Here is an 18,538-nt window from a genome sequence, read left to right as displayed (position 1 = left end):
TCAGAAACCGAGCAACTGCTTGGCCCGATACCAAGCGGTCACGCTTTTGCCATCGAGCCACTCCTCGCCGGAACTCAGGCGAGCATCCAGTTCGGCAGGACTCATCTGCAGAACCTCGAGATCTTCATCGTCGTCTCCTGCCGGGGGGTTCTCCAGAGCCGTGAGATCCCTGGCCAGGAAGCAATGAATCACCTCATCGGAATAGCCAGGGCAAGGCAGCATGGGACCAAGGGCATCCCAGCGAGCGGCGCTATAGCCGGCTTCCTCTCCGAGCTCCCTCTTCATCGACTCCAAAGGATCTTCTCCGTCCTCCAGCGTGCCTGCCGGGAACTCCAGCAGCCTGGCCTGAACAGCAAAGCGGTACTGACGCAGCACCACCACCTGCCCCTCATCGGTGATTGGCACAGCCAGTGACGCTCCTGGATGCTTGATGATGCCGAAACTGCCCTCCACCCCCATAGGCAACCTGATGCGGTTGCGCTCGAAGCGCACTTTTCGCGCATCCAGGGCATCGATGGTCTCCAGCAGCTCGTAGGGCTCTGGAGCCGGCAGCGGAGCCATGGCTTCTCACGACAGTGGGCACCAGCATGGCGGGTGAGCGTCAGGATCGACGGACGACCTTCCCTTGTTTCCGCATCGCACTGACTGATCAAGCACGGCTGCAGCAGCTGCAGCTCCTCAAGGCCTTAGCGCGGGAGGCTGGCTGGCGACATCTCGCCTTGCAGACCTTGCTGAGCGTGCTCAGCAGCCTGCTCGACATTGCTGGACTTGGGCTGGCCATCAGCCTCTTGCTGAACTCGGGGACAGAGTCCGCTGCATCGCCAGCTCTGCTCAAAGGGCTGTCCCTGTAATCCCGCCTGGCTCAATGAACATATTTATTTTCAAACGTGATTTGATCCTGGAGAGAACAACAGATAGCTTGGAATAGATTCGAGCTATGCCTCACTAATTCAGCGGACACTAAAGATTTACGTAGTTTCGGGATTAGCTCAAATGCTGCAGCCAGAGTTATTCAGCAAGCGCAGTCAGGATCTTGATCCTGCATTCGACCATGCTGGCCATTTCTATTGGGGTCGACCGCAAGCATGGCTACATGCTGCAAACCTTTTAAAGGGCAATAAGCCTTTGCGCCTGCCCCGGTGGCACGTGCAAGTCATCCATACGGAAGACGACTGGTCCCGGGCCGAGCTGATAAGACAAGGTCTGGCGAAAGAGGTAGTTGGTTCCTGAAATGTCACGCATTCTTGTTGTTGCCGCCCACCCCGACGATGAAGTGCTCGGTTGCGGCGGAACCATTGCCCGCCATGCCGATTCCGGCGATCAAGTTCAGGTGCTGATCGTCGTGGAAGGCTCAACATCACGCCAGCCAGAGCGCGATCGAGCCAAAGCTCAAGATGAACTCTCAGGCCTGGCCAAAGCTGCACAAGCAGCTGGATCAATTCTTGGTGTAGTTGGTGTGGAACTCCTCGATTTTCCAGATAATCGCTTGGATTCCTTGGATCGTCTGGATCTCATCAAGCGCATCGAAGAACGCGTCGACCAGCACCAACCTGAGTGTGTTTACGTCCATCATTCTGGTGATGTCAATGTCGATCACCGTCGCTTGCATGAGGCGGTGGTGACAGCATGCAGACCCACGCCTGGCCATGTGGTGAAGCGGTTGCTCAGTTTTGAGGTGGCGAGCAGCACGGAATGGCAGCCACCGGGGTCTGCCCCGGCCTTTCATCCCAACTGGTTCGTGGATATTTCAGATCAATGGGAGCGCAAACGAGAAGCTTTGGTGATCTATTCAAGTGAAATGCGCGACTGGCCTCATGCCCGCTCCCTTAAGGCTGTAGAGCACTTGGCACGCTGGCGCGGCGCTCAGTTGGGCGTCGACGCAGCAGAAGCGTTTTGCTTGCTGCGGCAGCTGGTATGACACGCATTCTTATCCGCTGTGATGCATCCCTACTGATCTGGAGTGACCACGTAATGCGTTGCCGCACCCTGCCTCTTGAGCTTCAGTTGTGGAAAAGCACTTCACATTGGCCCGTGCCGATGGTGATGTCGACAGCGCTTTCTCCCTAGAGCCTCATGAACTTCACTCTCTTGTTGTTGAAACCAAAAGAGCATGCAATCTCTAGGCTCTGTTTCATATGGCCCCAGAAAGGCTGAAGAAAAAAGTCGTACCCTCAGGCGTTCAATCTCTACTTACAAGAACATATCCAAAGGCGCTCTATTTGATGAGACAAATATACGAATTATTCGCCCTGGCAAGGCTGCATCACCATCTCTCTATATAGAGCTAGTTGGGAAAATTGCTCACAAATATTACTCTGCCGGCGCACCTATTAGCCTAGAGCAACTCCTTTAGAGGTAGATTCTGCACCCTCCACCCAAAGCTAGTTTCCCGGTTTAAGGTAAATTTTTCTTACACAATTGATAGAGCCCAGATACTGGCTTCATAGGTTCCAGGGCCAAATTAGCTAAACCATATTCCGCTGAACGTTTAGGCCACAGAAGGTGAGCGATCAGCCAAACCAATCCTCGGAGCGCTGCATAGCGGCCAGCAAGGGCTCCATAACAAATTGGCGCAGATGCAGACGTGGGTGAGGCAGTACCAGCTGCGGATGATCCAGACGCCACTCACCCCAAAAGAGAAGATCCAGATCGAGAGTGCGCGGACCCCATGGCAGCTCCTGGTCTCGATCTCGGCCGAAACGTCGCTCAAGCTGATGTAGCTGCGTGAGCAACTGCAACGCCGCAGCCTCGGAAGCGGAGCGCTGCACACCTGCACAGAGCACCACGGCATTGCAGTACAGCGGCTGTCCTGGTGGCCCGCCCACTGGAGCCGTCTCCAGCAGGGGCGACCAGGAGCAGCGGATCTCTGCTGATGCAGACCTGCCCCAGGAGATCAAAAGCTGCTCCAGTTGAGGACGCACCGTGATCAGCGTCTGGCGAGGCACACCTGCGGCACTGGGCAGGTTCGCCCCAAGGGCAATGGCAAGAGACTGAGGCTGATCAGCGAGACTGGCGCTCACGCGCAGGGCTGGCAAACATTCATGGTTTCAGGTGGAGGGGTCGCTAGCGGCATGGCCAGCACAGCTGCTCAAGAACAGGCGAGCCGTGCCTTCCCACTGGCAGCCATCACTGGCCATGGAACGCTGAAACTGTCGCTGATGCTGGCAGCGGTGGACCCCGGCCTGGGGGGCGTGATCATCGCCGGCGGCCGAGGCACCGGCAAATCCGTTCTGGCACGGGGCCTGCATGCCCTGCTGCCACCAATCGAGGTGCTGGATCAAGACAACGCAGATCTCCCTAAAGGACCGGGGCTCAACCTCGACCCGACCCGACCAGAGGAATGGGATGCGAGCTGGCGAGAGCGACTTAGTACCGAGCCACCCTCCAAGGTGATTCCCGCTCCCTTCGTACAGGTGCCACTCGGCATTACCGAGGACCGGCTGGTCGGTGCCGTGGATGTAGCTGCATCACTGGCCAGCGGCAGCACAGTATTCCAACCGGGGTTGCTCGCAGAAGCTCACCGAGGAGTGCTGTACGTCGATGAGCTCAACCTGCTCGATGAAGGCATCATCAATCTTCTGCTGGCCGCGGTGGGTGCCGGCGAAAACCAGGTGGAACGGGAAGGCCTCAGCCTCAGCCACCCCTGCAGGCCACTGCTGATCGCCACCTACAACCCCGAGGAGGGCAACGTCCGCGACCACCTGCTCGACCGCTTTGCGATCGCCCTCTCAGCCAATCAGTTGGTGAGCACTGAGGAACGCGTGGAAATTACCAATGCGGTGCTGAGCCATGGCCAGTGCAGCCGCAGTTTCTCCGAGCGCTGGAAAGAGGAAACCGATGCTCTGGCCACCCAGCTTCTACTGGCACGTCAGTGGCTGCCGGACGTGCGCATCAGTTATGAACAGATCGAGTATCTCGTGACCGAAGCAGTTCGCGGCGGCGTGGAAGGGCACCGATCCGAGCTTTACGCCGTGCGCGTCGCCAAGGCCCATGCAGCACTCAGTGGCCGTGAACAGGTGGAGGCGGACGACCTGCAGGTGGCTGTGGCCCTGGTGATCGCGCCACGTGCATCGCAACTGCCACCGCCGGATCAGCAGATGGAGCCACCGCCGCCGCCTGAACCCCCTCAAGATCAGAACCCACCGCCGCCGGAGGCAGGCGAGCAGAACCCTGAGAACCAACCGCCGCCGCCCGAAGGCTCGGATCAGGATCAGAACGACCCGCCCGAAGAAGACTCCAACGACAACAGCGACGACGAAAACCCAGATAATGAAGAGTTGGATCAAGACGAAGCACCGCCTTCGGTCCCCGAGGAGTTCATGCTCGATCCAGAGGCAGTCTCCATTGATCCCGACTTGTTGCTGTTCAACGCTGCCAAGAGCAAAAGCGGCAGCAGCGGCAGTCGTTCGGTGGTGCTCAGCGACAGCCGCGGCCGCTATGTGAAACCGATACTGCCCAGAGGGCCCGTACGGCGCATCGCCGTGGATGCCACGCTGCGCGCAGCGGCGCCCTATCAGAAGGCAAGACGCGAACGCCAGCCTGGGCGCAACGTGATCGTTGAGGAAGCCGATCTGCGCGCCAAGCTGTTGCAACGCCAGGCAGGAGCCCTGGTGATCTTCCTGGTGGATGCCAGCGGTTCCATGGCCCTGAACCGCATGCAGAGCGCCAAAGGTGCTGTGATTCGGCTGCTGACCGAGGCCTATGAAAACCGCGACGAAGTGGCGCTAATCCCCTTCCGAGGCGACCAGGCCGAAGTGCTGCTTCCGCCCACACGCTCGATCACCGCAGCGCGCCGGCGCCTGGAATCGATGCCCTGCGGCGGCGGATCACCGCTGGCCCACGGACTGACCCAAGCAGCCCGGGTTGGCGCCAATGCCCTGGCCACAGGAGATCTGGGCCAGGTGGTGGTAGTGGCGATCACCGATGGGCGCGGCAACGTGCCGCTGAGCACCTCACTGGGCCAGCCTGAACTGGAAGGTGAAGAGAAGCCTGATCTCAAAAAGGAAGTGCTGGATGTGGCGATGCGTTACCGAATGCTGGGCATCAAGCTGCTGGTGATCGACACCGAGCGCAAATTCATAGGCAGTGGCATGGGCAAAGACCTAGCCGAAGCCGCCGGTGGCAAATACGTGCAACTACCCAAGGCCAGCGATCAGGCCATCGCAGCCATTGCCATGGATGCGATCAATGCAGTGACTTGACTCTGGAGACCTACTTCGATCCGCCGGTCTGTGCCGGGTAGACCTCCTCGAACAAGGTGCCGAGCCCGATCATCACGCTGCGCAGGCTCTTCATGAAGCGCGGGTCATCGGTGAGCTGTTCGATGTCGCCACCAACCGAGTCGATGCGAGCAGTGAGATCACGGGCATTGGTAACGGTCTGCTTCAGATCACTGACCGTTTCTGGGTTATCGATCGCTCCTGCCAGGTTGTTGATATGGGCAGCAGCATCGGCAGCCTCAGCCGTGGCCCTATTGAGATTTTCAATGGTGGGCTTGGCTCTGGCTACTTCAGCGCGCAACTGGTGGACCAGCGTGTCGACATTTTCAGCCGCCAGATCAGCTGTGTTGAGAAACTTCGAAGCGTCCTGACTGGTGATCCCGAACTGCTTGGTGGACTCCACCAGTGTTGGGATCAGGTTTGACTTCTGAGCCTCATTGAGCAGCTGCTCCAGGGAGGCTGTCACGGCGGAAAGACTCGTCGCTGACTCTCCTTGGATGGTTGCTCCGTTACAAAGGACTCCGCTATTGCGACAACGGCCTGATTTCGGCTTGGGCGCATTTTTTGGGAGCGGGGCACCGCTTGTGACCAACTCGACCTGTGAATCACCTCCAAGAAGTGAAGCCGAGGAGACCGCTGCCTTCACGGGCAAAGGCAGCTGCAGATCATCGGCATTGATCTCCAACGTTGCCTTCACCGACATCGGAGTGACATCAACGGATCGAACCGTGCCGATCATGATTCCCCGGAAGGTCACCGGGGAGCGAGCAGCCAGTCCTCCGGCATTGGCGAAGTCTGCGGTGACAGTCCAAGTCTCCGACCCCAGTCGGACACCTCTGAGCCATAGCATGGTGCCGGCAAATCCTGCGATCGCTCCAACAATCGAAAACCCAACTAAGGCTTCACGGACACTACGGCGCATGGCTCATTGATCGGAGGGCTGCATCGGTCCGCGCAGGTTACCCGTCCTGAACTGAACGACGTAAGGGTTGTCGGTGGAGCGATACTCATCAACCGTGCCGTCCCACTGGAAACGGCCTCCGTAGAGCATCACAATCCGTTCCGCTGAACGCTCGATCGTGCTACGCACATGACTGACCACCACTGAGCAGCCGCGGGCCACGGTCGTGGTCTTCACTATCAGATCCTCGATACGGGTTGATGCAACAGGGTCAAGCCCTGCAGTCGGCTCGTCGTAAAGCAGCAAGGGCATCGCCCCCTCTTCGCGATCGGGATCATCAATGAGAGCCCTTGCGAAACTCACCCGTTTCTGCATGCCACCGCTGAGCTGGCCGGGATATTTGTTGGCCACATCATTCAGCCCAACGGCCTCGAGACACTGCTGAACCCGCTCACCGATCTGGGAAGGGCTCATGCGACCGAGGCGCGTCAATAGAAAGCCGACATTTTCCTCAACAGTGAGTGAGGCCAGCAATGCAGGGTTCTGAAACACAAGTCGCACGTCGGCTGGACGGCGCTGATCGAGACGCAGGTACTCCTGAGGTTCGCCAAACAGGCGCAGCTCCCCAGCCGTCGGCAATTGAAGTCCTGCTAGCAGCCTGAGAACCGTGGATTTTCCCGCACCAGAAGGGCCAACAACAGCAATGCGCTCTCCTGGCTGCATCGAGAGCGAAACATTGTTCAAAACCGGCTTAGAACCCCACTGCATCGTGAGGTCACGCATCTCCACCACTGGAATCTGGGTTGCTGGAGATGTCGGGTCCAGCCTGGTCTGCACGGGGCTTTTGCGCGTTACGCGCCCATCTTGCCTCGTTTACACCAATGGGGATGGCCATCAGGACCAACTTCCGTACAGTTCCCTCATCGCAAGGGAAGCGACGACCCTGGCCCCGGATTGCACTTGACCAGCCCCAGCCACCGCGGACGCCGTCAACGCATCCGGGCCATGCAGGAAGCACGGCAGCGTGATCTAGTGCTGCGCTCCCGCCGAGCGGTGCGTTGGCTGCAGCCAGGTTTGGTGGTGAAGCGCTGGCTGCTCACCTCAGGAATTGGACTGATGTTGGCGCTTCTGGGCGCTGCCGTCTGGGCCGACTTACAGCCGATTTACTGGATGCTCTGGGCCATCCAGGAATCTCTGAGCTGGATCACTCGCGTTTTGCCGAGGGGAATTACTGGGCCATTAGTGCTGCTAGTGGGCGTCGGCCTGCTGCTCTGGGGGCAGAGCCGCAGCTTCGGCTCCATCCAGCAGGCCCTGGCCCCAGAAAAAGACACCGTGTTGGTGGATGCACTGCGGGCGAAAAGCCGCCTCAACCGTGGGCCAAACATCGTCGCCATCGGCGGCGGCACCGGGCTGTCCACGCTGCTGAGTGGCCTCAAGCGTTACAGCAGCCACATCACGGCCATCGTCACTGTGGCTGATGACGGTGGCAGCAGTGGCGTGCTGCGCAGAGAACTGGGCGTGCAGCCACCCGGCGACATCCGCAACTGTCTGGCCGCGTTATCCACAGAAGAACCGCTGCTGACGAGACTTTTCCAATACCGCTTCTCCGCCGGAGGAGGCCTTGAAGGTCACAGCTTCGGCAATCTGTTTCTTTCGGCGCTCACTGCCATCACCGGCAGCCTGGAAACGGCAATCACCGCCTCCAGCCGGGTGCTGGCGGTTCAGGGCCAGGTGGTACCTGCCACGAATGTGGATGTGCGGCTCTGGGCGGAACTGGAGGACGGTCGCCGCATCGAAGGCGAATCGGCGATCGGACAAGCACCGAGCCCCATCGTTCGTCTGGGCTGCTTGCCGGAACGCCCACCAGCGCTGCCGAGGGCTTTAGAAGCGATCGCCCAAGCAGATCTAATTCTGCTGGGCCCAGGCAGCCTCTACACCTCACTGCTGCCCAATCTGTTAGTGCCTGAGCTGGTGAGCGCAATCCAGCGCAGCCGAGCACCCAGGCTTTACATCTGCAATCTGATGACGCAGCCCGGAGAAACGGATGGACTCGATGTGAGCGGACACCTCAGAGCCATCGAAGCGCAACTGGCCTCTCTAGGCATCAGTCATCGACTGTTTGACGCCGTGCTCGCTCAAGAGCCCATCGGGGAATCACCACTGATCAAGCATTACCGCTCACGCGGAGCTGAGCCGGTGACCTGCAACCGCCGCGAACTGGAGGTTGAGGGTTACGACGTCATGGAAGCACCACTTCAAGGGAGCAGACCCACCGCGACCCTGCGTCATGACCCTCGCAGCCTTGCCCTTGGAGTGATGCGCTTTTACAGAAAGCACAAGACTGAAAAATCTTCGATAACGAGCTAATTCAAGTCAATCAAACGTTTAAATCCAAGAAAAAGTTTCTTGATTGCCCTCAATAAGCGTCCTGCATCTCATAAAAATCAGGCTGGACGTAGTCCTTCCTTAAGGGCCAACCAGTCCAATCCTCGGGCATCAGCAAACGCTTGGGATGGGGATGACCTTCAAAATTGATCCCAAACATGTCGAAGGTTTCGCGTTCCTGCCAGTCGGCGCCTCGGAATAGTCCATAGAGGCTGGGAATACTGGGCTGTCCCTCTCTGGATAGAAACACTTTCAGACGCACTTCGCGCAATTGATCCACACGTCCATCGGCAACTTCTGCCATGGCAATGAAGTGATAAAAGCTGACTAATTGTTGGCCGGGTCCTTCGTCGTAGCCGCCCTGGCACTGGAGATGATCAAATCCATGGCTTTTAAGAGCCGCGGCAATCACGGGCAGAAACAGTGCCTCAACGCCGATTTGCTCAACTCCAACATGGTCGGGATCCAGAACAGTGTGATCAAAGCCCTGCTGACTAAGCCATTGACTGACCGGGCCTGGCTCTGGACCAGTCGCAACTGGAGAATCTTTTTTGGTGTCTTTCTCTGGAGTTGGGCTCATGACTCCTCAGGGATCTTGACGGGTTCGGCTGTTTCAAGCGCGGGCATCGGTAGACCTGCGCCAGGCTTCAATGCAGCTACCTGGGTTTCAGCACGTAGGTAAGCCCCAGTGACAATGGGCTCAACCTGGGTCATCGCATGCTCAACCGTGCAATAGCGATGGGTCTGCATCAATAAACGACGGTCGGCGACAGATTCATTGGCCACTTTCTTGCGCAGCTTGATCACCGCATCGAAGATCGCTTCTGGTCTTGGTGGACAACCAGGCAAGTAGAGGTCGACGGGAATGAGCTTGTCCACGCCGCGCACAGCCGTGGTTGAGTCCGAACTAAACATGCCACCGGTGATGGTGCAGGCACCCATGGCAATCACATATTTAGGCTCGGGCATTTGCTCATAAAGACGCACCAACGCAGGTGCCATCTTCATGGTCACCGTGCCAGCGACGAGCAAAAGGTCGGCCTGGCGCGGTGAACTGCGTGGTACGAGACCGAAACGGTCGAAATCGAAACGCGAGCCCAGCAAGGCGGCGAATTCGATGAAACAACAGGCCGTCCCGTAGAGAAGTGGCCAGAGACTGCTCAGTCGAGCCCAGTTGTGCAGATCATCCAAGCTCGTAAGGATGATGTTTTCGCTGAGGTCCTGGGTGACCGTCGGCACGCCATCGGCAGCTCCAGCCACGGGACCGCAGCTGGATTCCCTCAGGTCGCGGACTGCCTGAATCGAGGGGGCTTCTCCAGTTTTTGCGGGTCGTTCGATCGATGAGGTCATGGGATCAACTCCACTCCAGGGCGCCCTTGCGCCAGGCATACGCCAAAGCCACCACGAGGATGGTGATGAACACCAGCGCTTCTATGAAAGCCAAAATACCTAGTCGGTGGAATGCAACGGCCCAGGGATAGAGAAAAACCGTTTCCACATCGAAGATCACGAAGACCAGCGCAAACATGTAATAGCGAATGTTGAACTGAATCCAAGCTCCGCCAATCGGCTCCATGCCCGATTCATAGGTGAGTTCTCGCTCACCAACCTGACTCCGCGGCGACACAAGCTTGTTAGTCACCAAGGCCAGCACGGGCACTGCCCCAGCAATCAGCAGAAAGCCGAGGAATGCGTCATAGCCCGGGAGTACAAACATTTGGGCGTAGCCGATCTGCGAGCCAGTCTGGCATTTGCAGCCTCTGGCTGACGTTTGGCCAGCTGACGTCGATAGAGTGTTTTCCCTTCAGGTCTTTCAGCGGTGAGCGACGAAATCCAAGCACCGCAGGACCCTGCGAATCCGACGATTACTGATTCAGAAGAGCAGCAGGTTTCTGAAGAGACTGGTTCAGACGAGACCTCAACAGAGGTCAAAGTGCGCACCCCAGAAAAAACCCTGGCGGAACAAGCAAGTGATCCACTGACGCACCGTTTCGAGTGCCGAAGCTGCGGATTTGTTTACGACCCTGAAGAAGGGGTCAAAAAATTGCGGATCGAATCTGGCACCGCGTTTCAGCAACTTGATGCTTTCACGTTCCGCTGTCCGGTATGCCGCAGCAGAGTTGGTGCTTTCCGAGACATCGGACCTCGCTCGAAGGCCAGTGGTTTTGAAGAGAATCTCGATTTCGGTCTGGGTGTCAACCGTTTGACCCCGGGGCAGAAGAATGTACTGATCTTCGGCAGCTTGGCTCTTGGATTCGCCTTCTTCCTCTCGTTGTATTCCCTGCGTTAATGACTGATTGATCGGCGCAAAGACTTTTGCGCTGAATCACCCGAATTGCTCCAAGCCTGTCTTCGTTCTCAATCCGGCATGAATTCCCTGATCAAATCCCTAGCCCAATTGGCACTTGTGGTCTGCATCGGCTTTGGACTTGGCGGTTGCGTGACCACCAAAGTTCCTACCGCCACTGCCAGTCCCTGGCAGGTGATCGATCTCAACACCCAGGCCAACCCCCTGGATATCGCTTTCACCAGCGCCGACCATGGATTTCTGGTGGGCAGCAACCGGCTCATTCTGGAGACCAACGATGGAGGTGCGAGCTGGAACGAACGCAGCCTGGATCTGCCGGAGGAAGAGAATTTCCGCCTGATAAGCATCGCTTTTGATGGCGATGACGGCTGGATCGCCGGTCAGCCAGGCCTCCTGATGCACACCACCGACGGTGGTCAGAACTGGACGCGCCTGTTTCTGGACACCAAGCTGCCAGGAGAGCCGTACCTGATCACGGCACTTGGTCCGAACAGTGCAGAGCTGGCAACCAACGTGGGCGCTGTGTACCGAACCAGCGACGGTGGGGGTAGCTGGGACGCCGAGGTGAGCGATGCAGCGGGTGCAACCCGTGATCTACGCCGCAGCCCTGATGGTGCCTACGTGAGCGTGAGCAGCCTGGGGAACTTCTACGCCACCTGGGATCCAGGACAACCGGTGTGGCAGGTTCACCAACGCGTGAGCAGCCAACGACTGCAGAGCATTGGCTACCAGCCCAACGGCAAACTCTGGATGGTGGCTCGTGGCGCTCAGATTCGCTTCAACGAAGACGCTGCTGACAACGAAAACTGGAGCAAGCCGATTATTCCCATCACCAATGGCTATGGCTATCTGGACATGGCCTGGTCCGACGACGGAGCGATCTGGGCCAGTGGTGGCAACGGCACCTTGCTGGTGAGCCGCGATGAGGGCAACAGCTGGGAGCGTGATCCAGAAAGCGTTCAAGCCCCAACCAACTTCACGCGCTTTGTTTTCGACGACACGGATCGCCAACAGCATGCGTTCCTGCTGGGTGAGAGGGGTCTGATGCTGCGCTGGTCAGCGCTGAGTTGAGAGCGACTGAGACCGAGCAGCGAACAACGCTCTGTAACCAACTGGCAGGGGTCTGGCGCAGTCGCCAGACTCCTGCCTTTAGGATCGCGGAGCTGATACACCCGAAGTCATGGCCGCCGGCTCAACCGGGGAACGCCCGTTTTTCGAGATCATCACCAGCATTCGCTACTGGGTGATCCACGCAATCACACTGCCTTCCATCTTTCTTGCAGGATTCCTGTTCGTGTCGACAGGCCTCGCCTACGACGCTTTTGGAACCCCTCGCCCTGACTCGTATTACCAAGTCAGTGAGAGCAAAGCTCCTGTGGTTGGTCAGCGCTTCGAAGGCAAGTCCAACCTCGACTCACGCCTGAAATAAGGACTGTCCATGACTCAAACACCCACTTCCTCAAAGCCTCGCGTCTATCCGATTTTTACGGTTCGCTGGCTTGCACTTCACACCCTGGGAGTTCCCGCGGTGTTCTTCATCGGCGCTTTGGCCGCCATGCAATTCATTCGCCGCTGATTCCCCAACAGTTCTGAGACACCATGGAGCGCAACAAAAATCCCAATACCTTGCCAGTTGAACTCAACCGGACCAGCCTTTATCTGGGTCTTCTGTTTGTGTTCGTCACAGGCATCTTGTTCTCCAGCTACTTCTTCAACTGAGGTCTGAATCATGAGTGGTAAGAAATCAGGTCTTCCGGACGGTCGTATTCCAGATCGTCTTCCCGACGGTCGACCAGCCGTTGCTTGGCGTTCACGCTGGACAGAGGGCACATTGCCTCTATGGCTGATCGCGACTGCAGGGGGCATGGCTGCCATCTTTGTTGTTGGATTGTTCTTCTACGGTTCGTACACAGGTGTTGGTTCTGCCTGACATTCAAATCATTATTTTGACGAAGTAACCGAGTTTTACTCGGTTTTTTTGTGACCTTTCTTTCAATGCGATTTAACCCATTGGAAGAAGATTAAACTCAAACTGGCAAGATATTCAGCAGAAAGAAAAGATAATGAATGCCTACCCGGTGCTGTCATGAAAGCCGCACTGCTTGCTGCTCGAGCTCATTTCGAAACAAGGCAACAGTACTCACAAGTCCTTCATTGAGAGGAATCCTTGCCCGCCATCCCAGGCTGGCAAGGCGGCTGACCTCCAGCTGTTTCTTTGGAGTGCCATCCGGTTTATGACTATCCCATTTGATTGTTCCCGTAAATCCCACAGCTTCAGCCACCATCACAGCCAACTGTCTAATGGTGAGATCCAAGCCCGTTCCCACATTCAAAAACGCCAACGCATGTCCCTGATCATCTTTAGGGGCATCACTGACAAGAGCACTCCACTTCTCGAGTGCAAACACGCTTGCATTCCCTAGATCATCGACATGCAAAAACTCACGCAGTGGTGAACCCGACCCCCAACACGTCACACACTCTGCCCCTACTTGCTTTGCTTCGTGGAATCGTCGAATCAGAGCTGGCAGCACATGACTGTTTTCAGGATGATAGTTATCTCCAGGTCCATATAAATTCGTTGGCATCAAGCTGATGGCATCAAAACCGTATTGCTTCCTCAGTGATTCACATAGCTTGATTCCTGTAATTTTGGCAATCGCATAGCACTCATTCGTTGATTCCAATGATCCTGTGAGCAATGACTCTTCCTTAATCGGTTGCTCAGCAAACTTGGGGTAGATACAGCTACTGCCGAGAAATAGCAGCCTCCGCACTCCTGCTTTCCAGGCCCCCTCAATCACATTGGTTTGGATCTTGATGTTATCGAGGAGGAAATCAGCCGGATAACTCTCATTAGCATGAATGCCACCCACTTTGGCTGCTGCAAGCACCACGACATCAGGCTTATTTTTTCCATACCAAGACCTCACTGCATCAGCATCTGAAAGGTCTAACTCTTTGCGCGTTGGGGTGAACAATGCACCACCTTGACCTTCATCGCCATACCCCCTCTGTTGCAATGCCCTGCAAATCGCGCTGCCGGCCATCCCTCTCGCTCCAGCCACAAAGAAGCGATCTTCAGCTTTGATCAAGCCGCTCATCGCTGTCCTCCTCCGGCTCCCTGGAGAGTATCTGGGTTCGTCGGTGGATTCTCCATCGATCCCACGACATCGAAACCCTTCAGCTTCAAATAAGCCTCTTTTTTAGCTTCTTGTTGATCAGTGGCCACCATCTCTGCTACCAATTCCTCCAACGTTGTTGTCGGAGTCCAACCCAGCTTTTCCCTGGCCTTTGCGGGATCGCCGAGCAGAGTTTCTACTTCAGCGGGACGGAAGTAACGCGGATCAATTCTCACCACAATTTCTCCAGTACTGCGTTTACCAATTTCCTCCAATCCCTGGCCTTGCCACTCGATCACACCCCATCCCAGCGCCTGAGCAGCAAGCTCGATAAACCGTCTCACACTTTCCTGCCGCCCCGTGGCAATTACAAAATCATCGGGGGGTCCCTCTTGCTGCAACATCCTCCATTGCATCTCCACATAATCTCTTGCGTGACCCCAATCCCTCAGAGCATCCAAATTGCCCATATAAAGACACTCTTCTAAGCCCGCATCAATACGCGCGAGGCCCCTTGTAATCTTGCGCGTGACAAACGTTTCACCACGCCTTGGGCTTTCGTGGTTAAAAAGAATGCCATTACAGGCATACATTCCGTATGATTCTCGATAGTTAACAGTAATCCAGTAAGCATATAGCTTGGCAACCCCATAAGGGCTTCTTGGATAAAAAGGTGTATTTTCCTTCTGCGGCATCTCCTGCACCAAGCCATACAATTCACTGGTACTCGCTTGATAAATCCGCGTCTTCTCCGCCAGGCCAAGCATCCGCACCGCTTCTAAGATCCGTAGGGTGCCTAAAGCATCGCTGTTCGCGGTGTATTCAGGTGCTTCAAAACTAACTGCAACATGGCTTTGAGCACCAAGGTTGTAAATCTCATCCGGCTGCACCTGCTGGATAATCCGAATCAAATTACTGCTGTCGGTTAAATCTCCATAGTGCAGAACCAGACGCGGATCTTGCTCATGAGGGTCCTGATAAAGATGATCGATCCGAGCGGTATTAAAACTGCTTGCACGCCTCTTGATCCCATGCACCTCGTAGCCTTTTTCAAGCAACAGTTCGGCCAAATAGCTCCCGTCTTGACCTGTGATGCCGGTGATCAAGGCCTTTTTGATTGCTTTTACGTCAGACATTGAACCAATGAAGAGTTAACGAAGATTGTTGAAAAGCCGGGAGTATTCGATGCTCCTTCAGAGCTGATCACCCAAAGAATGTCTGTGGAATAGATTTTTTCACCGAGCACTCGATCGAGTTCCCTCAAACGGTTGAGCCAGTGGCCGATGGGATGATATCTGCAAGGGAGAGTCCTCCTTGGCTCACCAGGCCCAGTCAATCAGTCGCCCAAACACTTCACGGAAAGCCCTGGAGCTGCCATCAAGAGCTTCAGCTGAAGGCAGCCACTGGGTGGGGTCTCGCCAGATCGGTCCCGCCCAGCCACCAAGTGCCTGAAAATCCACTGGGAAAGGCTCCACCTTCATGCCCTGTCGTTCGAACAAGCGTTGTGCGCGGCGCATATGAAATGCACTGGTGACCAGAAGGATGCGTGGGCTATTGGCTCCGCGAGTCGAAACCCGCAACAACTGACGAATCGCGATCGCTTCCTGTGCCGTATTGACCACCGGAGGCGTGCTCTTGATAACCGCAGCAGGTATGCCCAGTTGCTGTGCTTCTTCCAAGTACTGCTGCCCTTCCGGCCGCTGGCCAGGTCGAAACGGACTGACGCCGCCAGTGAACAACAGTCTTGGTGCTTTGCCATGCCGATACAGATCCAGCCCAGCAAGGAAACGATCAGAGTCATGCCACTCACTGATCCGCTCACGACCTGGCGCAGGGTGACGCCCCCCACTGAGAACGACGATCGCATCAGCCGTGGCAGCCTCAGCTGATGCATGCCGATGCCATGGTGCCTCTAACCAGCGCCAGAGCATCTGACTCACCAACCCCAGCGAAAACACCCATAACAACGCCACTGCCATGATCACCGGCCAACGCCAGCGAGCAATTAGGCCCAGCAGCAGCAGAATCAGACTGAAACCAAGCGGCAACAGAACGAGAGGAAGAATTTTGCTCAGCAAGTAGGCCATATAAGCCGCTCAGACAGCTGAAAGTAAGGCTCAGACTCCGTAGTAATCCTGATACCAACGAACAAAACGCCCCACACCATCCTCAATCCCAGTGCTGGGTCGGAAACCCACCCAATCCTCCAGAGCCTTCGTATCGGCTGCCGTTGCCACGACATCACCGGGCTGCAAGGGCTGGAAATCCTTATTCGCTCGTGTGCCCAGCGCCTGCTCCATCACCTCGATGAAGCGCAGCAGTTCAGTGGGCTGGCTATTGCCGATGTTGAACACCCGATGAGGTGCTGCAGCGGTTGCAGGATCAGGCTGGAGGGGATCGAAATCGGGGTTGAGCGCCGCTGGCTTGTCGCAGCAACGCAAAACTCCCTCCACAATGTCATCGATATAAGTGAAATCACGCTGCATCCTGCCGTGATTGAACACCTTGATCGGTTCACCGGCGAGGATCGCCTTGGCGAATAGCATCGGTGCCATATCCGGTCGCCCCCATGGCCCATAGACAGTGAAAAAACGCAACCCGGTAGCTGGAAGACCATAAAGATGGCTGTAGGTGTGGGCCATCAACTCGTTGGCCTTTTTGCTCGCCGCGTAGAGACTCACCGGATGATTGACAGGCTGCCGCTCGTGGAACGGCAGGTTGCGGTTACCGCCATACACAGAGCTACTTGAGGCATAGATCAGACTCTCCACGCCGTGGTGACGACACCCCTCCAGGATGTGCCCGAAACCGACAAGATTGCTCTGAATGTAAGTCGCTGGATTCTCCAGTGAATAACGAACACCTGCTTGTGCGGCCAGGTTCACAACCACCCTTGGTTTCTCTGCAGCGAAAAGAGCCATTAGGGCTTCTCCATCCTCCAGCGCCAGCTGCTCAAAACTCCAAATATCCGCAGAAGCAGCAGCCTCAATCCGTGCAAGGCGAGCACGCTTGAGCTGAGGGTCGTAGTAACTGTTGAGGTTGTCGATACCGACGACCCGTTCACCACGCTCAAGCAAGCGCAAACTGAGCGCAGCACCAATGAAGCCGGCCGCACCAGTCACGAGAATAGGGCGACTCATGGCTGCCCCTCACCGACGCGCCAGAGATTCAGGCCAGCAGCCTGAATCTCTTCAGGTGACACAACAGAACGAGCATCGAAGACCCAGGCTGGCTGACGCATCAAGGGGGCCAGTGCAGACCAGTCGAGCTCTCGATATTGATCCCACTCCGTGAGAATGAGCACAGCATCAGCCCCCCTCAACGCCATGGCAATGTCGTGATTGGGCCACCAGGTACCCTCTCCGCTCAGTGCCGCGCGCGTAGAACCCGGTTCAGCATCCGGTGCTGTACAGGCCATCATTTTCAGGTCACGGGCTATTTGATCCGGATCAACCTTGGGGTCGTGGATTGCGAGCTGGGCGCCCTCTTCCAAGAGATCTTTTGCAATCCGGATTGCCGGGGCTTCGCGAGTGTCGTTTGTGTCAGCTTTAAAGGCAAAACCAAGAATGGCAAGGCGTTTACCGGTGACTGTGCCAAACAATTTCTGCACCACTGTTCGTGCAATACGGTGCTGTTGCCAGGTGTTCAACGTCACCACCGATTCCCAGTATTCGGCAACGTCCGGAAGTCCAAAATGGTGGCATAGATACACAAGATTGAGGATGTCTTTCTGGAAGCAGCTGCCACCAAAGCCCGGGCCGGCCTGAAGAAACTTTGACCCGATGCGGCTGTCCGTTCCGATCGCCCCAGCTACCTCACGCACATCGGCACCTGTGGCTTCACAGAGGGCTGCAACAGAATTGATAGAACTAATGCGCTGAGCAAGGAAAGCATTGGCCGTGAGCTTGGAGAGTTCACTACTCCAAAGGTTTGTGCGCAGAATCCGCTCTTGAGGCACCCACTGTGCATAGATCGATGCCAATGCGTCGATCGCTTCGGGGTGTTCGCCACCTATCAGCACACGATCAGGCGATTCAAGATCAGGAATCGCCGTGCCTTCCGCCAGAAATTCAGGGTTGGAAAGCACGGCGAAACTACGTTGGACACCATCCGTGGAGTGCTCAGCCGCGGAAAGAATGGCCTTCACCGCTTCAGCGGTGCGCACCGGCAGGGTGCTCTTCTCAACCACGATCGTATGGCCTGTTGCTGATTTGGCCACCTGCCGGGCACAGGCTTCCACCCAACGCAGATCGCTGGCCTGTCCAGCACCGAGCCCTTTAGTTTTGGTTGGCGTGTTCACAGAGATGAACACCATGTCTGCTGCCGCTATGGCCTGATCCACAGCGGTGGAGAAAAACAGATTGCGGCCTCGAGCACGCCCAACGACGGTATCCAAGCCTGGTTCATACACCGGCAACTTGCTCAGATCATTGTCATTCCATGCGTCGATGCGGTTCTGATTGATATCGACAACTGTGACCAGCACTTCAGGGCAACGCTCGGCAATCACCGCCATGGTCGGCCCCCCCACGTAGCCAGCACCGATGCAACAAATCGAGCGGATTGAAATAGCAACCATCCAGTGGGGGGATCTAAGCCATCA

The 18,538-nt window shown here is 56.5% G+C and carries 24 protein-coding genes; 12 read left to right on the top strand and 12 right to left on the bottom strand.

Translation table 11 applies throughout. From position 1 onward, the window contains the following. Complete coding sequence (locus tag SynMITS9220_RS01200) at positions 1 to 561, bottom strand: NUDIX hydrolase (protein ID WP_186990200.1); 561 nt, start codon at positions 559 to 561, stop codon at positions 1 to 3. Between the two features lie 26 nt (positions 562 to 587). Here SynMITS9220_RS01200 and SynMITS9220_RS01195 point away from each other — a divergent pair, with 26 nt between their 5' ends. The 4 genes from SynMITS9220_RS01195 (at position 588) to SynMITS9220_RS13480 (ending at position 2,353) form a co-directional block, all read left to right on the top strand. Then, positions 588 to 851: a hypothetical protein gene (locus tag SynMITS9220_RS01195; protein ID WP_255483170.1), complete on the top strand. Its 264-nt coding sequence runs from the start codon at positions 588 to 590 to the stop codon at positions 849 to 851. A gap of 380 nt (positions 852 to 1,231) precedes the next feature. After that, complete coding sequence (locus SynMITS9220_RS01190; RefSeq protein WP_186990197.1) at positions 1,232 to 1,918, top strand: PIG-L deacetylase family protein; 687 nt, start codon at positions 1,232 to 1,234, stop codon at positions 1,916 to 1,918. A gap of 88 nt (positions 1,919 to 2,006) precedes the next feature. Beyond that, positions 2,007 to 2,123 carry an N-acetylneuraminate synthase family protein gene (locus SynMITS9220_RS13485; RefSeq protein WP_222930440.1) on the top strand — a complete coding sequence of 39 codons (117 nt, stop codon included), beginning with the start codon at positions 2,007 to 2,009 and terminating at the stop codon, positions 2,121 to 2,123. After that, on the top strand, positions 2,111 to 2,353 hold the full coding sequence (locus SynMITS9220_RS13480; protein ID WP_370594353.1) for an SAF domain-containing protein: 243 nt from the start codon (positions 2,111 to 2,113) through the stop codon (positions 2,351 to 2,353). Before SynMITS9220_RS13485 ends, SynMITS9220_RS13480 begins: the two co-directional genes overlap by 13 nt. Before the next feature lie 157 nt (positions 2,354 to 2,510). Here the strand turns inward: SynMITS9220_RS13480 and folK are convergent, their stop codons facing one another. Further along, positions 2,511 to 3,020 (bottom strand): 2-amino-4-hydroxy-6-hydroxymethyldihydropteridine diphosphokinase, encoded by a 510-nt coding sequence (gene folK / locus SynMITS9220_RS01180; protein ID WP_186990196.1) that lies wholly within the window; start codon positions 3,018 to 3,020, stop codon positions 2,511 to 2,513. A gap of 51 nt (positions 3,021 to 3,071) precedes the next feature. Between folK and bchD the strand changes: the two genes are divergently transcribed. Continuing rightward, positions 3,072 to 5,201, top strand: a complete 2,130-nt coding sequence (gene bchD / locus SynMITS9220_RS01175) for a magnesium chelatase ATPase subunit D (protein ID WP_370594352.1) — start codon at positions 3,072 to 3,074, stop codon at positions 5,199 to 5,201. Between the two features lie 10 nt (positions 5,202 to 5,211). Here the strand turns inward: bchD and SynMITS9220_RS01170 are convergent, their stop codons facing one another. Together SynMITS9220_RS01170 and SynMITS9220_RS01165 are read right to left on the bottom strand one after the other, a co-directional pair. Then, positions 5,212 to 6,141, bottom strand: coding sequence for an MlaD family protein (locus tag SynMITS9220_RS01170; RefSeq protein WP_186990192.1), 930 nt, complete (start codon positions 6,139 to 6,141; stop codon positions 5,212 to 5,214). A gap of 3 nt (positions 6,142 to 6,144) precedes the next feature. Beyond that, the gene (locus SynMITS9220_RS01165) at positions 6,145 to 6,888 is read right to left on the bottom strand and encodes an ABC transporter ATP-binding protein (RefSeq protein ID WP_255483262.1); all 744 of its coding nucleotides are present in this window, start codon (positions 6,886 to 6,888) and stop codon (positions 6,145 to 6,147) included. A gap of 237 nt (positions 6,889 to 7,125) precedes the next feature. Here SynMITS9220_RS01165 and yvcK point away from each other — a divergent pair, with 237 nt between their 5' ends. Continuing rightward, positions 7,126 to 8,487, top strand: coding sequence for a gluconeogenesis factor YvcK family protein (gene yvcK / locus SynMITS9220_RS01160; RefSeq protein ID WP_186991702.1), 1,362 nt, complete (start codon positions 7,126 to 7,128; stop codon positions 8,485 to 8,487). A 49-nt stretch (positions 8,488 to 8,536) separates the two neighbouring features. Here the strand turns inward: yvcK and SynMITS9220_RS01155 are convergent, their stop codons facing one another. From SynMITS9220_RS01155 to SynMITS9220_RS01145, 3 genes are read right to left on the bottom strand one after another with little or no spacing between them, the layout of a single operon-like run. Continuing rightward, on the bottom strand, positions 8,537 to 9,085 hold the full coding sequence (locus tag SynMITS9220_RS01155) for an NAD(P)H-quinone oxidoreductase subunit J (RefSeq protein ID WP_186990190.1): 549 nt from the start codon (positions 9,083 to 9,085) through the stop codon (positions 8,537 to 8,539). Next, positions 9,082 to 9,855 carry an NADH-quinone oxidoreductase subunit NuoB gene (gene nuoB, locus SynMITS9220_RS01150; RefSeq protein WP_186990188.1) on the bottom strand — a complete coding sequence of 258 codons (774 nt, stop codon included), beginning with the start codon at positions 9,853 to 9,855 and terminating at the stop codon, positions 9,082 to 9,084. The genes SynMITS9220_RS01155 and nuoB overlap by 4 nt, the downstream gene beginning before the upstream one ends. A 4-nt stretch (positions 9,856 to 9,859) precedes the next feature. After that, positions 9,860 to 10,222 carry an NAD(P)H-quinone oxidoreductase subunit 3 gene (locus SynMITS9220_RS01145; protein WP_186990186.1) on the bottom strand — a complete coding sequence of 121 codons (363 nt, stop codon included), beginning with the start codon at positions 10,220 to 10,222 and terminating at the stop codon, positions 9,860 to 9,862. A 102-nt stretch (positions 10,223 to 10,324) separates the two neighbouring features. Here SynMITS9220_RS01145 and SynMITS9220_RS01140 point away from each other — a divergent pair, with 102 nt between their 5' ends. From SynMITS9220_RS01140 to SynMITS9220_RS01115, 6 genes are all read left to right on the top strand, one after another. Next, a complete protein-coding gene (locus SynMITS9220_RS01140) occupies positions 10,325 to 10,795 on the top strand; it encodes a rubredoxin (RefSeq protein ID WP_186990184.1) in 471 nt (156 codons plus the stop codon). A gap of 78 nt (positions 10,796 to 10,873) precedes the next feature. Then, on the top strand, positions 10,874 to 11,884 hold the full coding sequence (locus tag SynMITS9220_RS01135; RefSeq protein WP_186990182.1) for a photosynthesis system II assembly factor Ycf48: 1,011 nt from the start codon (positions 10,874 to 10,876) through the stop codon (positions 11,882 to 11,884). Positions 11,885 to 11,993: 109 nt separating this feature from the next. Next, complete coding sequence (psbE, locus tag SynMITS9220_RS01130; RefSeq protein ID WP_186990180.1) at positions 11,994 to 12,242, top strand: cytochrome b559 subunit alpha; 249 nt, start codon at positions 11,994 to 11,996, stop codon at positions 12,240 to 12,242. Positions 12,243 to 12,251: 9 nt separating this feature from the next. Continuing rightward, positions 12,252 to 12,389: a cytochrome b559 subunit beta gene (psbF, locus tag SynMITS9220_RS01125; RefSeq protein WP_074160697.1), complete on the top strand. Its 138-nt coding sequence runs from the start codon at positions 12,252 to 12,254 to the stop codon at positions 12,387 to 12,389. A 23-nt stretch (positions 12,390 to 12,412) separates the two neighbouring features. Then, positions 12,413 to 12,532 (top strand): photosystem II reaction center protein L, encoded by a 120-nt coding sequence (locus SynMITS9220_RS01120; RefSeq protein ID WP_066904825.1) that lies wholly within the window; start codon positions 12,413 to 12,415, stop codon positions 12,530 to 12,532. 10 nt (positions 12,533 to 12,542) lie between these two features. Next, the gene (locus SynMITS9220_RS01115; RefSeq protein ID WP_115126958.1) at positions 12,543 to 12,743 is read left to right on the top strand and encodes a photosystem II reaction center protein J; all 201 of its coding nucleotides are present in this window, start codon (positions 12,543 to 12,545) and stop codon (positions 12,741 to 12,743) included. A gap of 154 nt (positions 12,744 to 12,897) precedes the next feature. Here the strand turns inward: SynMITS9220_RS01115 and SynMITS9220_RS01110 are convergent, their stop codons facing one another. The 5 genes from SynMITS9220_RS01110 to SynMITS9220_RS01090 all read right to left on the bottom strand — a co-directional run bounded on the left by SynMITS9220_RS01110 (position 12,898) and on the right by SynMITS9220_RS01090 (position 18,514). Then, positions 12,898 to 13,917: a GDP-L-fucose synthase gene (locus SynMITS9220_RS01110; RefSeq protein WP_186990178.1), complete on the bottom strand. Its 1,020-nt coding sequence runs from the start codon at positions 13,915 to 13,917 to the stop codon at positions 12,898 to 12,900. Further along, positions 13,914 to 15,071, bottom strand: coding sequence for a GDP-mannose 4,6-dehydratase (gene gmd, locus SynMITS9220_RS01105; protein WP_186990177.1), 1,158 nt, complete (start codon positions 15,069 to 15,071; stop codon positions 13,914 to 13,916). The genes SynMITS9220_RS01110 and gmd overlap by 4 nt, the downstream gene beginning before the upstream one ends. 183 nt (positions 15,072 to 15,254) lie before the next feature. Continuing rightward, the gene (locus SynMITS9220_RS01100) at positions 15,255 to 16,022 is read right to left on the bottom strand and encodes a YdcF family protein (RefSeq protein ID WP_186990175.1); all 768 of its coding nucleotides are present in this window, start codon (positions 16,020 to 16,022) and stop codon (positions 15,255 to 15,257) included. A 30-nt stretch (positions 16,023 to 16,052) separates the two neighbouring features. Continuing rightward, positions 16,053 to 17,075 (bottom strand): NAD-dependent epimerase, encoded by a 1,023-nt coding sequence (locus SynMITS9220_RS01095; protein WP_186990172.1) that lies wholly within the window; start codon positions 17,073 to 17,075, stop codon positions 16,053 to 16,055. Further along, positions 17,072 to 18,514 (bottom strand): nucleotide sugar dehydrogenase, encoded by a 1,443-nt coding sequence (locus SynMITS9220_RS01090; RefSeq protein WP_186990170.1) that lies wholly within the window; start codon positions 18,512 to 18,514, stop codon positions 17,072 to 17,074. The genes SynMITS9220_RS01095 and SynMITS9220_RS01090 overlap by 4 nt, the downstream gene beginning before the upstream one ends. Between the last annotated feature and the right edge of the window lie 24 nt (positions 18,515 to 18,538).

Source organism: Synechococcus sp. MIT S9220, from assembly GCF_014304815.1.
Classification (GTDB): Bacteria; Cyanobacteriota; Cyanobacteriia; order PCC-6307; family Cyanobiaceae; genus Synechococcus_C.
This window is presented reverse-complemented; position numbering and strand designations above follow the sequence as displayed.

Excerpts from the sequence above, each read along its gene's own strand:
- psbF (WP_074160697.1), top strand. The coding sequence starts at position 12,252 with ATGACTCAAACACCCACTTCCTCAAAGCCTCGCGTCTATCCGATTTTT.
- SynMITS9220_RS01190 (WP_186990197.1), top strand. The coding sequence starts at position 1,232 with ATGTCACGCATTCTTGTTGTTGCCGCCCACCCCGACGATGAAGTGCTC.
- nuoB (WP_186990188.1), bottom strand. The coding sequence starts at position 9,855 with ATGACCTCATCGATCGAACGACCCGCAAAAACTGGAGAAGCCCCCTCG.
- SynMITS9220_RS01090 (WP_186990170.1), bottom strand. The coding sequence starts at position 18,514 with ATGGTTGCTATTTCAATCCGCTCGATTTGTTGCATCGGTGCTGGCTAC.
- SynMITS9220_RS01135 (WP_186990182.1), top strand. The coding sequence starts at position 10,874 with ATGAATTCCCTGATCAAATCCCTAGCCCAATTGGCACTTGTGGTCTGC.
- yvcK (WP_186991702.1), top strand. The coding sequence starts at position 7,126 with ATGCAGGAAGCACGGCAGCGTGATCTAGTGCTGCGCTCCCGCCGAGCG.
- SynMITS9220_RS13480 (WP_370594353.1), top strand. The coding sequence starts at position 2,111 with ATGCAATCTCTAGGCTCTGTTTCATATGGCCCCAGAAAGGCTGAAGAA.
- SynMITS9220_RS01155 (WP_186990190.1), bottom strand. The coding sequence starts at position 9,085 with ATGAGCCCAACTCCAGAGAAAGACACCAAAAAAGATTCTCCAGTTGCG.
- gmd (WP_186990177.1), bottom strand. The coding sequence starts at position 15,071 with ATGTCTGACGTAAAAGCAATCAAAAAGGCCTTGATCACCGGCATCACA.
- SynMITS9220_RS01110 (WP_186990178.1), bottom strand. The coding sequence starts at position 13,917 with ATGAGCGGCTTGATCAAAGCTGAAGATCGCTTCTTTGTGGCTGGAGCG.
- SynMITS9220_RS01200 (WP_186990200.1), bottom strand. The coding sequence starts at position 561 with ATGGCTCCGCTGCCGGCTCCAGAGCCCTACGAGCTGCTGGAGACCATC.
- bchD (WP_370594352.1), top strand. The coding sequence starts at position 3,072 with ATGGCCAGCACAGCTGCTCAAGAACAGGCGAGCCGTGCCTTCCCACTG.
- SynMITS9220_RS01095 (WP_186990172.1), bottom strand. The coding sequence starts at position 17,075 with ATGAGTCGCCCTATTCTCGTGACTGGTGCGGCCGGCTTCATTGGTGCT.
- SynMITS9220_RS01115 (WP_115126958.1), top strand. The coding sequence starts at position 12,543 with ATGAGTGGTAAGAAATCAGGTCTTCCGGACGGTCGTATTCCAGATCGT.
- SynMITS9220_RS01145 (WP_186990186.1), bottom strand. The coding sequence starts at position 10,222 with ATGTTTGTACTCCCGGGCTATGACGCATTCCTCGGCTTTCTGCTGATT.
- SynMITS9220_RS01170 (WP_186990192.1), bottom strand. The coding sequence starts at position 6,141 with ATGCGCCGTAGTGTCCGTGAAGCCTTAGTTGGGTTTTCGATTGTTGGA.
- SynMITS9220_RS01195 (WP_255483170.1), top strand. The coding sequence starts at position 588 with ATGGCGGGTGAGCGTCAGGATCGACGGACGACCTTCCCTTGTTTCCGC.
- SynMITS9220_RS01165 (WP_255483262.1), bottom strand. The coding sequence starts at position 6,888 with ATGCAGTGGGGTTCTAAGCCGGTTTTGAACAATGTTTCGCTCTCGATG.
- psbE (WP_186990180.1), top strand. The coding sequence starts at position 11,994 with ATGGCCGCCGGCTCAACCGGGGAACGCCCGTTTTTCGAGATCATCACC.
- SynMITS9220_RS01100 (WP_186990175.1), bottom strand. The coding sequence starts at position 16,022 with ATGGCCTACTTGCTGAGCAAAATTCTTCCTCTCGTTCTGTTGCCGCTT.
- SynMITS9220_RS01120 (WP_066904825.1), top strand. The coding sequence starts at position 12,413 with ATGGAGCGCAACAAAAATCCCAATACCTTGCCAGTTGAACTCAACCGG.